Source organism: Magnetospirillum sp. WYHS-4 (assembly GCA_039908345.1).
Lineage (GTDB): Bacteria > Pseudomonadota > Alphaproteobacteria > Rhodospirillales > GLO-3 > JAMOBD01.
Genome location: JAMOBD010000087.1, coordinates 1 through 11,124, shown reverse-complemented (window position 1 = coordinate 11,124; position 11,124 = coordinate 1). Strand labels below are relative to the sequence as shown.

Genomic DNA, 11,124 nt, shown 5'->3' with positions numbered 1-11,124 from the left:
GTTCCGGGAGCTGTTCCGGGGCCGCGAGGATGTCTTTCCGCGCCGCTGGAGCAACCCCAGGACCGGCAAGTCCGGCTACTCGCCCGTCTGCGGCAACGAATGGGCGCCCGGCCTCTGCGACAAGCCCAAGGTCAAATGCGGCGACTGCCCGAATCGCCGTTTCCTGCCCGTCACCGACGACGCCATCCGCCACCACCTGCGCGGCGAGGGAGCGGACGGGCGGGATTTCACCATGGGCGTCTATCCCCTGCTGGCGACGGCCTCCAGCATCGACATGCGGCGGGACTGCCTCATGGGGTCGGAAGCAGGGGTTGCATTCGGCTTGCAATGGTGAAATGATTTCCCCATACTCTTTCCATTGCGAGGTCCGCCGGGACGATGACAACGGTCAAGCGCTTCGGGAATCTGCGGGTGGCGATCTTCCGGGACCACAACCCGCCCCATTTTCACATCCTGGGCCCCGAGTGCTCGGTAGCGGTCGATCTGAGGACCTTCGAAGCCCTGGAGGGACGCTTGGGCGCCGGGTCGGCGGAGGCCCTGGAGTGGGCCAAGGCCAATGCGGACCAGTTGTGGACCCTGTGGCGAGACCTGAACGATTAGGAGGCACCATGTCGCGCGCAAAATCCCCGAATGTCTTGGCGGTCGAGCCCCTGTCCGGTCAAGTGCTGCGCATCCGGTGGCGGGACCACGGCGAGGATACCGTGGACCTGTCGCGGGAGATCGCCACGGGCCGGGCTCTGGCGTCACTACGCCAGCCGGCGGTTTTCGCCACTGCGCGGGTCGGTGAATATGGCTGGACAGTGGCTTGGGACGGCGATGTCGAACTGGACGCCACCTTTCTCTTTCGGCAGGCTCGCTACCAAGCGGCGGAGGCACTACGGCCCGAGGAATTCCGGTCATGGCGCGCCATGCACGGGCTTAGCCAGGCGAGGGCGGCGGAGGCGTTGGGAATCAGTGGCCGGATGGTGAAATACTACGAGGATGGCAGTCACATGGTTCCGAAGACCATTCTGCTGGCCTGCAAGGGCTACGACGCCCTGCATGCCGACATGGCGGCGTGAGTACTATCAAGAACCGTTGTCCCGATGCCGACGGCATGGTGACGACTGACGTTATCCGCGGTCAAATGCACGAGATCAAGCGAGTCACCGAAACGAACCTCCTGGATGATAACTGGCGAGCCGATCTTGCAGAGCGCTATTGTGAACTCGAAGTCCGCCTCAACGGGGCCAAGAACCATGGAGGGGCTCCCGATGGGCTAGCCGCGGTACCCAAGAGCCAGCGGGCTATGGCCCAGCGTATGATCGCTCTGATTTATGAGTGCTCCGCCAACAGGGTGGCCGCGAAATGCCTTGTGGATCGGATATTGGCGTGGCTTGGGGAGGAGTTTGGCCATTCCTAAAGCCGTTGCTGAATTTTGCCCTGAGATTCCTGCGCTGCCCGGGAATTCCTGCGAAACGGTCAACAGCTTTTCTTCCGCCAACCCATTGAATTCGCGTGATTCCGGATTTCGGTACCGTCCCGGCGCGGTCAACAGCTTTCGGAGAATATCGGCCCGGAGAGAAGGAATGGCGGAGGGAGAGGGATTCGAACCCTCGATACCCTTTCAGGTATACACGCTTTCCAGGCGTGCGCCTTCAACCGCTCGGCCACCCCTCCGCAGGAGGCCGCCAAACTAGCCGAGCCGATGCCTCGCTGCAAGCTCGGAGAACATCCCCCCAGGGCTCCGAACTCAGGTTAACGCGGTTTACGGCTTGCCGCGGCTGTGATTCCCTGAATCGTCACTGATTCGGGAGAGCGGCGATGAACCTGGGCGTGTCGGAGTTTGGAGAGAAATCGCGCCTGCGGGCGCTTCTGGAGCATTTCGGGCGGATCGAGGACCCTCGGGAGGCGTGCAAGGTCGCGCATCCGCTCCCGGAGGTGCTGCTGCTGGTGGTCTGCGGGACGATCGCCGACTGCGACGATTACGACGATATCGCGGCGTGGGGAGAGGCGCACCTTCCGTTTCTGCGCCGGGTCCAGCCCTATCATCATGGAATTCCGGGGGGACGCTGGTTGACCTTGCTGATGAACCGCATCGATCCGGGACTGTTCTCGGCCTGCCTCACCGCCTGGGTGCGGGAGACTTGGCCCGACCGGCCCGAACTGGTCGCCATCGACGGCAAGACCTCGCGGCGCAGCCACGACCGCAAGGCCGACAAGGCCGCCTTGCATCTGGTTTCGGCCTTCGCCACCACCAGCCGGCTGGTGCTCGGCCAGGAAGCCACTCCCGACAAGTCGGGCGAAACCGCCGCCATCCCGGTTCTGCTGGAACGCCTGGCCGAAGGCGGCGGGCTGAAGGGCGCCCTGGTGAGCATCGACGCCATCGCCTGCAACGCCACCATCGCCACCGCCATCCGGGACGCCGGCGCCGAATACCTGCTGGCCGTCAAGGCCAATCAACCGACGCTCCGGGCCGAGATCGAGGACTTCTTCGCCACCGTGCCCGCCGACGGCATCGAGCCCCTCCTCGATCTCGACAATGCGTTTGCCTCGGGCGGCAGGGAGGCGATGTAGAACCGCGTTTCGCTGGCCGTCCGGCCGGCTTTCTTGTCGGTGCGGGTGCCCAGGCCGTGAAGGCCTCCGAGAAGGCCCGATGATCGAGGGCGCGGAACACCGTGCGGAAGGTCTTGGCCGAGGCGATGCCGTTCTCGAACGGCAGGAAGCGCCGCAGCCGTTCCAACTGCTCCTCCGCGAAATAGACGATTTCCTCCCAGTCCTCCATCCGGCACAGCGTGCCCACCAGCGCCACCAGCAGAATCTCCCCCAGCGGATACGTCACCATCCCCACGATGCGCGGGTCCGGAACAATCCCGATCCACGATACGAAGTCCTTCGGCTGTGCCACGGAAACCTCTCTCAAAATGGAGGTTTCCTTGAATCACGCCGCCGTTAACCATTCATTGCCGATTCATGGGTTCGTCCTGGCGCCGTCAACCCAGGTCGCGTATGCGGGGCAGGATTTCCAGGCGGGCCCGTTCCAGGTCCTCGGGAAAGTCGATCTCGATCCACGGCTCGCCGGTGATGTCGAGGTAGGCGAAAGTTCCCTTCGGTTGCTCCAGCAGCAGGTCGCGCATGGCCGGCTCGTAGGCGTTGTCCAAGTCGTCGGCGTCGATATAGGCCTGCAGCGAATCCGCCAGTCCGGCCGCCATGGCGGGGCCCAGCTTGAGGAAACCCGGCCATTCGCCCTTGGCGTCGAAACTCCCCTGGATCTTCTTGCCGAACTCCACCGGTTCGCCGCCCCGAAGGCAAAGGGTCACCGGTTCCTCGCCATGCTCGAAGGCTTCGTCGTAGAGGAAGCAGTTGGCCGGCCGGGCTTCGATCAGGCGGCGGATCAGGCTCGGGTGATAGAGAACGTCGGCGTCCATGAACAGCACGTCGTCGCCGCCACGCAAGGTCTCGCGGGCCAACCAGAGAGAAACTACCGGGCCGCGCCGGAAGTCGGGGTTGTGGATGATCTTGACGAAGTCGCCTCCCACCGCCTTGGCCTCCGCCCCGATCTCGTCGGCACGGTAGCCGAGAACCAGGGTCAGGGAGTCGATGCCCAGGGACTTGAGCGTCTCGATATGGCGGCGCATGAGCGTCTCGCCCTCGAATTCCAGCAACGACTTGGGCGGCTGCTCGCCCGAATCCCCATACAGCCGCTTGCCCACGCCCGCCGCCAGCATGATCGCCTTCATGGTCCGCTCCCTTCCCGATGGCGGCCAAGCAATAGAGGATTTCCCGCCGTCAGCCAAGGTATCCGTTGTCGCGGAACCAGACTACGGCGGCGGCCAGGGCTTCCCTTGCCGGGCGCGGGGCATAGTCCAATTCACGACGCGCCTTGGCGCTGGAAAAGAACATCTTCTTCCGCGCCATGCGGATGCCGTCAACCGTAGCGAAGGGTTCCTTGCCGGTGAGGCGGGCCATGGCCTCGGCCACATGGGCGATGGGTAGCACCACGCCATGGGGAATCCGTACCGTCGGCGGCTTGCGTCCCGTCAGCCGCGCCACCTCGGCCAGGATGGCGCGGAGTTCCATGTCCTCGCCACCCAGAACGTAGCGTTCGCCGACGACGCCCTTGTCGAAGGCCGACAGGTGACCCTGGGCCACGTCGTCCACATGCACCACGTTGAGGCCCGTGTCCACATAGGCCGGCATGCGGCCGGAAGCCGCCTCGACGATCATCCGGCCGGTCGGGGTGGGCTTGACGTCGCGGGGGCCGATAGGGGTGGATGGATTGACGATGACGGCCGGCAGGCCCTCGTCCCGCACTAGGCGGCGAACCTCCTCCTCGGCCTTGAACTTGGACTGCTTGTAGACCCCGATCATGTCGGCGAAGGAAACCGGCGTGTCCTCGTCGCCCGGCGTGCCGTCGCCGGGACAGCCCAGCGTCGCCACGCTGCTGGTATAGACCAGGCGGGCCGCGCCGGCCGCGGCCGCCGCCCGCAGGATGGCCCGCGAACCGTCGACGTTGGCGGCGAACATGGCGGCCGGGTCCCGCGTCCACAGCCGGTAGTCGGCCGCCACGTGGAAAAGGGCGGAAATCCCCTTGCAGGCGGGCCCCAAGGTGGCGGGTTGGAGCAGGTCGCCCTCGGCCACCTCCACCTCCAGGCCGGCCAGGTTGCGGCGGTCGCTTCCCGGGCGCGCGAGCACGCGCACGGCCTCTCCGCGCACCAGAAGGAGGCGGGCCACGGCCGAGCCGACGAACCCCGTCGCGCCGGTCACCAGAACGGTCATGCAAAGATTCCTCGCGCCAAGACCCCTTCACCTTTGGCCCAAAGCACCCTATTTTGCAAGCCGGCACCCCCTCAAGGTCAAGGATCGTCGAATGGGCGAGGCTCCCAAGCTGCGGGTCATTCTGGCAAAGCCGCGCGGCTTCTGCGCCGGCGTCGAGCGCGCCATCGAGATCGTCGAACGGGCCCTCGCCCTCTACGGCCCGCCGGTCTATGTGCGCCACGAGATCGTTCACAACAAGCGCGTGGTCGAGACCCTGCGCGCCAAGGGTGCCGTCTTCGTCGAGGAACTGGACGAAATCCCCGACGGGGCGACGACCATCTTCAGCGCCCACGGTGTCGCCGAGTCGGTGGAAAGGGAGGCCAAGCGCCGCGGCCTGCCGGTGATCGACGCCACCTGTCCGCTGGTTTCCAAGGTGCACAAGGAAGGCCAGATGCAGAAGGGCAAGGGGCGCGAGGTGATCCTGATCGGCCACGACGGCCATCCCGAGGTGGAAGGCACCCGCGGCCGCATTCCCGGCGGCGTGCACCTGGTGACCAAGCCGGGCGACGTGGAAAAGGTCGGCGTGACCAATCCCGACGAAGTGGCCTACGTCACCCAGACGACGCTCAGCGTCGACGACACCCGCGAGGTGATCGAGGCGCTGAAGGGCCGCTTTCCCCGCATCTACGGCCCCGACGTGCGCGACATCTGCTATGCTACCCAGAATCGCCAGCGGGCCGTGCGCGAGTTGGCGTCCCAGGTCGATCTGCTGATCGTGGTGGGGGCGAAGAACAGTTCGAATTCCAACCGCCTGCGCGAGATCGGCACGGAAATGGGCGTCGCCACCCGCATGATCGACGACGCCACCGGCCTCGATCGGGCCTGGTTCGACGGGGTGGCGACCGTGGGCATCACGGCCGGCGCCTCGGCGCCCGAGGAACTGGTGGCGGAAGTCCTCGACCGTCTGGAGACCTTTACCGCCATCGCGGTCGAGTCCCTGCCCGGCGGCGACGAACACATGCAGTTCAAACTGCCCAAGGACCTGGAAAGGAAGGCCTCGTGAGCGTTCCCTTGATCCAACAGGCGCGCATCGGCGCCTATCTGATGAAGCAGCGCCTGAAGGGGGTGGAGCGCTATCCCCTGGTCCTGATGCTGGAACCCCTGTTCCGCTGCAATCTGACCTGTGCCGGCTGCGGCAAGATCGACTACCCGGCCGACATCCTGGATCGCCGCCTGTCGGTGGCCGACTGCCTGGCGGCATCGGACGAATGCGGCGCCCCCATCGTTTCCATTGCCGGCGGCGAGCCGCTGCTGCACAAGGAAATCGAGGCCATCGTCGAGGGCTTGGCGGCGCGCAAGCGCTTCGTCTATCTTTGCACCAACGCCCTGTTGCTGGAAAAGCGCCTGGACCGTTTCAAGCCAACGCCCTACCTGACCTTTTCCGTCCATCTGGACGGCATGCGGGACCACCACGACAAGGCGGTAGGCCTGGAAGGCGCCTTCGAAAAGGCCACGGCGGCGCTCAAGGAGGCCCGGCGGCGCGGTTTCCGCACCACCATCAACTGCACCCTGTTCGCCAACTCCGATGTGGCCGAGTTGGCCGACTTCCTGTCGTTCGCCTGCGACGACCTCAGGGTCGAAGGGGTGACCATCGCGCCCGGCTACGCCTACGAACGGGCGGCGGTCCAGGCCCAGTTCCTCAACCGCTCGCGCACCAAGGCGCTGTTCCGAGACCTTCTGCGACGGGGCAAGGGACGGAACTGGCGTTTCAACCAGTCCAGCCTCTACGTGGATTTCCTGGCCGGCAACCAGCCCTACCGCTGCACTCCTTGGGGCAACCCGACGCGCAACGTCTTCGGCTGGCAGAAGCCCTGCTATCTGATAAACGAGGGTTATGCCGCCAGCTTCAAGGAACTGATGGAAGGCACCGCCTGGGAGACCTTCGGCACCGGGACCTACGAGAAGTGCGCCGATTGCATGATGCATTGCGGCTACGAGCCTACCGCCGTCATGGATACCCTCGCCCATCCCTTGAAGGCGGCTCGCATCGCCCTGTTCGGGCCGCGCACCGAAGGCCCCATGGCCCCCGAAATTCCCCTCGACGGCCAACGCCCGGCCGAGCCGATCTTCGAATCCATGGTCACGACCGCCAGCGGCGACCGTCCGGATGGGGCGTAGCAGTCCGCCCCTTGTGGTTCCCGAGAGGGCTCTCTAAACTCCCCGCGTGTTGAAGGACATGGATCCGGGATTGGTCGGAGCGTCCGGCGCCTTGGTTGCGGCGGCGATCTTGCTTGTCGTCATGTTCGCTCTTTGGCGGCGGGCCCGCTCCCTGGAACGCAAGGTCGCCGACGCCCGCCTGGAGGCCGACCATCTGCGCGAGGTCCTGGCCGCCGCGCCCGACGGGCTATTCCTATGGGACATCGGCACGGGCCAGGAATCCTGTTCGCGTCGCCTGGCGGTGCTGCTCGACCTGCCCAGCGGAGTCAATTCCCGTTTCCTCGACATTCGCGACACGTTTCCCGAGGCTGCCGGACGAACCTTGGAGGACGCGGTAGGACACCTGCGCCGCGAGGGCGCGGCCTTCGATCTGCTGCTGCCCCTGGGCGGCCGGGTGCTGATGGTTATCGGCGTGCGCGCCGGCACCGCCCAGCGCGTGATCAAGCGCGGCCAGATCTTCTGCCGCGTCCACGTCGAGGACATCGCCACCGTCCTGCGCGCCTCGATGGACCGGCCCGATCCCGGCCGGATCTACAACGTGGCCGACGACCTGCCCTCCCCGCCCCAGGACCCGATCACCTTCGCCTGCGAGCTGCTGGGCGTGCCGCCGCCGCCGGAAATCCCCTTCGAACAGGCCCGCCTCAACCCCATGCGGGCCAGCTTCTTCCACGATTCCAAGCGCGTGCGCAACGACCGGATCAAGCGCGAGCTGGGCGTGACGCTGCGCCACCCCACCTACCGCGAGGGACTGCGCGCGATCCTGGCGGAAGAGGGGTGAGCACATGCCGAGGAATCGCCTTCCCTGTTGACAAGATGTGCGCGTTGAGCCATCAAGGTTGTGGAAAATGGCGCTTTTTCTCGATTCTGACCGCGTCGCGTGCCATGGGGCGCGCCCCGCCTACTGGAGATGCCGGTGATTCGCTCACTTTACGACTGGCTCACCTTGCGCGATTACGACGCCTCCCTGAACACCGCCTTCGGACAGATCGCCTCCCGTTACGCCCGTGGCAACGTCTTGATTCAAAGTGGATCGGCGCTGGACGAGGATGAACTGGTTCGTCTCTCCGTCGCCGCGGACGAAGCGATGGTCCGGCTGAGGAAGTCCGCTCCGCGAAACGCATGACCATTGACGTTTTTCAGCCATATCTGTCGGCCATCCGCGATGAATGGGACAAGGCCGAGGAGGATTTGAAGCGCGCGGAACAGATCGGCAACCAGCCCGTCGTGCCTTCCATCAAGGAGCTGCGTTACGCCGGACGGCGAATCATCGACGCCCTTCACGCTCTCGAGCGCAAGGAGGATGCCGAGGCGATGAAGTTCATTCAGGATGCCTTGTTCAACTGCCATCGCGCCCGCCATGACGCGATCGACGCCGCCACTTCCGCGATCGCCCTGAAACTGGATTTCGCCACCAGTCAGTTGGGGTACGAACCGGTCCTGAAGGCGTTTCCGAAGTTCGCCTCCCTCTTGCGGGACCTGGACGCGATCCGCGAGCGCATCGCGCGCTCGCGAAGGAATCGGGCCGACAGACAGGCGATCTACAGCGCGATCGAATCGGTCGATTTTCCCAAGCTGGTCCGCGAGTACGGCGAGTTCACCCGTGCCGAACCGATCATGAGGGCGCTGGCGAAGAAGCAGCGCCGCGAAACGACGCTTTCCATCATCTTCGGCGTCGTGGGTTTGGTGGCTCTGGCGGTCACCGTCGTCGCGTGGCTGTTTCCGCGCTGACGCCGGCCGACCGATTCAAACGAGCGGCGTGGTCGGATTGGGAGGCGGCTCGCCCCGGCCGACGAGGCGCATGCCCCTGACGCAGCGGGCGACGAACCACACCAGCCACAGCCCGATCACGACCAGGCCGGCCGGGCTGTCGGGCAGCAGGCGCAGGACCAGGGTGACCAGCGCGCCGGCGACCAGCGTCCCCAGGAACGAGCCGATCTGGTAGCGGTAATGGCCGCGCACCCAGTCGGGGCCGACGTCGCGGTTCCAGAAGGCGAGCCCCGCGCCCACCACCAGCGCCGGGGCCAGCGGAATGCCCACCAGATGAAGCAGGTAGATCAGATGGGCGAGGCGGCCTTCGGTCACGGTCCTGTCTCCCGGATGGTGGGCGGGCGCGAGTTTATCCGTTTTGCGCTTGCGCGCCAGGGAAGTTTGCGATAATGCCTGCCCGCGACGGAGGATAGCGAAGATGAACGAGCACGGCCGCATCGTCGCCAGCAAGCGCCCGACCACCACCACCACCACCCCCACGGGGTAGGGCGGGCCGCCCGTTCGCGTTTTCACGAAAAAGGCCCGCGAGACTTCCGCGGGCCTTTTCGTCATCCGGGCCGGGAAGCCGGGTCGCCAGAGACAGGAGCATGTCGAGATGGGTTACAAGGTTGCGGTGATCGGCGCCACGGGCAACGTGGGCCGCGAGATGCTGTCGATCCTCGACGAGCGGAAGTTCCCGGTCGACGAGGTCGTGGCGCTGGCGTCGGAGCGTTCGGTCGGCAAGGAGGTCTCGTTCGGCGAGGACCGCGTGCTGAAGGTCGAGGACCTGGCCACCTTCGACTTCAAGGGCTGCGACATCGCCCTTTCGTCGCCCGGCGCCAAGGTCTCGGCGCGGCACAGCCCGCGCGCCGCCGCCGCCGGCTGCGTGGTGGTCGACAACACCTCGCATTTCCGCATGGACCCCGACGTGCCGCTGGTGGTCCCCGAGGTCAATCCCGGAGCCATCGCCGGCTACAGGAAGCGCGGCATCATCGCCAACCCCAACTGCTCGACCATCCAGATGGTGGTGGCGCTGAAGCCGCTGCACGACATCGCCCGCATCAAGCGCGTGGTGGTGTCGACCTACCAGTCGGTCTCGGGCGCCGGCAAGGAGGGCATGGACGAGCTGTTCGAGCAGACCCGCGCCATCTATGTCAACGACCGCGTCGAGAAGCGGAAGTTCACCAAGCAGATCGCCTTCAACCTGATTCCCCACATCGACGTCTTCATGGACGACGGCTCGACCAAGGAGGAATGGAAGATGGTGGCCGAGACCCGCAAGATCCTCGACCCCGACATCGCCGTCAACGCGACCTGCGTGCGCGTGCCGGTGTTCATCGGCCATTCGGAATCGATCAACGTCGAGTTCGAGAAGCCGCTGGGCGAGGACGAGGCCCGCGAGGCCCTGCGCGAGGCGCCCGGCGTGTCGGTGGTCGACATGCGCGCCAACGAGGGCTACGTCACCCCCGTCGAATGCGCCGGCGAGGACGCCGTCTACGTCAGCCGCGTCCGCAAGGACCCCACCGTGAAGAACGGCCTGTCCTTCTGGGTGGTGGCCGACAATCTGCGCAAGGGCGCCGCGCTGAACGCTGTTCAGATCGCCGAGGTCCTGGCGCGCGACCATCTGCGGAAGTGATCGGCGGGGCGGCGCCGCGGCGCCGCCCGCCCCTCGCTATTGCGGATTGAACAGGGCGTTGATCTCGGCCTGGCTCATGGCCGAGTCCATCGCCGGCTGCTCGGCCGGCGTCTTGCCGCGCCGGTCCTCTCCGGAAAACTCGTCGTTGCGGCGCCGCCGGTCGGGGCCGAAGAAGTGCTTGGTGCGCACGAAGTCGCGCGGCTTCTCGATCACCGCCACCAGACGGCTCCACAGCGACTTGGCCGACAAGGGCTTGACCAGGAACTCGTTGATCCCCGCGTCGCGCGCCGTGAACACGCGGCGGCGTTCGGCGAAGGCGGTGATCATGATGATCGGCACGAACGGATTCGGGCTGTCGTCCGACTTGCGCAGCAGCCGCACCAGTTCCAGCCCGTCCAGCGGCTGCATGTTCCAGTTGGTGATGAGGATGTCGCACATGCGGTGGTTCATGTGCTCGAGGGCCTCGGTGCCGTCGCGGGCGTCGCGCACCTTCTTGCAGCCGAACGCCATCAGCATGGACTTGATCAGGCTGCGCATGTGCTCGTTGTCGTCCGCCAGCACGACGTCGACGTTGTCGAGGATGGGTCCCTTGGCCATGCTCCGCGACTATCATACTTTCGGATGGATTTCCAATGACGGGAAGACATGTTTCGGCCCTGACAACTCGTCCTGCGCGGCGATCAGGGCCAGCTCGTCGTCGCCGCGCGAAAGGCCGGCGCGAAGCACCGCGTGCAGCGACGAGACGGCCAGCTCGAGGGCGCGGGCCGGCGGCGATCCCAGCAGCAGCC

13 protein-coding genes, 1 tRNA gene and 1 pseudogene are annotated in these 11,124 nt (G+C 65.9%); 10 read left to right on the top strand and 5 right to left on the bottom strand.

Annotated features, from left to right (window positions below; translation table 11 throughout):
• From H7841_17015 to H7841_17005, 3 genes are all read left to right on the top strand, one after another.
• A partial coding sequence (locus tag H7841_17015; GenBank protein ID MEO5338566.1) for a hypothetical protein occupies positions 1–334 on the top strand: 334 nt, incomplete at its 5' end.
• A 44-nt stretch (positions 335–378) separates the two neighbouring features.
• Positions 379–600 (top strand): DUF4160 domain-containing protein, encoded by a 222-nt coding sequence (locus tag H7841_17010; GenBank protein MEO5338565.1) that lies wholly within the window; start codon positions 379–381, stop codon positions 598–600.
• An 8-nt stretch (positions 601–608) separates the two neighbouring features.
• Positions 609–1,061, top strand: coding sequence for a DUF2442 domain-containing protein (locus H7841_17005; protein MEO5338564.1), 453 nt, complete (start codon positions 609–611; stop codon positions 1,059–1,061).
• A 508-nt stretch (positions 1,062–1,569) separates the two neighbouring features.
• On the opposite strand, the gene H7841_17000 is transcribed toward H7841_17005, so the two are convergent.
• Positions 1,570–1,659: transfer RNA gene (locus tag H7841_17000), tRNA-Ser, on the bottom strand.
• Between the two features lie 144 nt (positions 1,660–1,803).
• On the opposite strand from H7841_17000, the pseudogene H7841_16995 reads away from it, so the two are divergent.
• A pseudogene (locus H7841_16995) lies at positions 1,804–2,478 on the top strand (ISAs1 family transposase).
• Between the two features lie 494 nt (positions 2,479–2,972).
• Here the strand turns inward: H7841_16995 and H7841_16990 are convergent.
• Positions 2,973–3,719 carry a phosphocholine cytidylyltransferase family protein gene (locus H7841_16990; GenBank protein MEO5338563.1) on the bottom strand — a complete coding sequence of 249 codons (747 nt, stop codon included), beginning with the start codon at positions 3,717–3,719 and terminating at the stop codon, positions 2,973–2,975.
• Positions 3,720–3,768: 49 nt separating this feature from the next.
• Entirely contained in the window at positions 3,769–4,758 is a 990-nt protein-coding gene (locus tag H7841_16985; protein ID MEO5338562.1) for an NAD-dependent epimerase/dehydratase family protein, read from the bottom strand.
• Between the two features lie 91 nt (positions 4,759–4,849).
• On the opposite strand from H7841_16985, the gene ispH reads away from it, so the two are divergent.
• From ispH to H7841_16960, 5 genes are all read left to right on the top strand, one after another.
• A complete protein-coding gene (gene ispH / locus H7841_16980) occupies positions 4,850–5,800 on the top strand; it encodes a 4-hydroxy-3-methylbut-2-enyl diphosphate reductase (GenBank protein MEO5338561.1) in 951 nt (316 codons plus the stop codon).
• Positions 5,797–6,915: an adenosyl-hopene transferase HpnH gene (gene hpnH, locus H7841_16975; GenBank protein ID MEO5338560.1), complete on the top strand. Its 1,119-nt coding sequence runs from the start codon at positions 5,797–5,799 to the stop codon at positions 6,913–6,915. Before ispH ends, hpnH begins: the two co-directional genes overlap by 4 nt.
• A gap of 58 nt (positions 6,916–6,973) precedes the next feature.
• Entirely contained in the window at positions 6,974–7,732 is a 759-nt protein-coding gene (locus H7841_16970; protein MEO5338559.1) for a hypothetical protein, read from the top strand.
• A gap of 135 nt (positions 7,733–7,867) precedes the next feature.
• Complete coding sequence (locus tag H7841_16965; protein ID MEO5338558.1) at positions 7,868–8,077, top strand: hypothetical protein; 210 nt, start codon at positions 7,868–7,870, stop codon at positions 8,075–8,077.
• Positions 8,074–8,682 (top strand): hypothetical protein, encoded by a 609-nt coding sequence (locus H7841_16960; protein MEO5338557.1) that lies wholly within the window; start codon positions 8,074–8,076, stop codon positions 8,680–8,682. Before H7841_16965 ends, H7841_16960 begins: the two co-directional genes overlap by 4 nt.
• A gap of 15 nt (positions 8,683–8,697) precedes the next feature.
• Here the strand turns inward: H7841_16960 and H7841_16955 are convergent, their stop codons facing one another.
• Positions 8,698–9,036: a hypothetical protein gene (locus H7841_16955; GenBank protein MEO5338556.1), complete on the bottom strand. Its 339-nt coding sequence runs from the start codon at positions 9,034–9,036 to the stop codon at positions 8,698–8,700.
• 280 nt (positions 9,037–9,316) lie between these two features.
• On the opposite strand from H7841_16955, the gene H7841_16950 reads away from it, so the two are divergent.
• The gene (locus H7841_16950) at positions 9,317–10,336 is read left to right on the top strand and encodes an aspartate-semialdehyde dehydrogenase (GenBank protein ID MEO5338555.1); all 1,020 of its coding nucleotides are present in this window, start codon (positions 9,317–9,319) and stop codon (positions 10,334–10,336) included.
• Between the two features lie 36 nt (positions 10,337–10,372).
• On the opposite strand, the gene H7841_16945 is transcribed toward H7841_16950, so the two are convergent.
• A complete protein-coding gene (locus H7841_16945; GenBank protein MEO5338554.1) occupies positions 10,373–10,933 on the bottom strand; it encodes a response regulator in 561 nt (186 codons plus the stop codon).
• Positions 10,934–11,124: the final 191 nt, after the last annotated feature.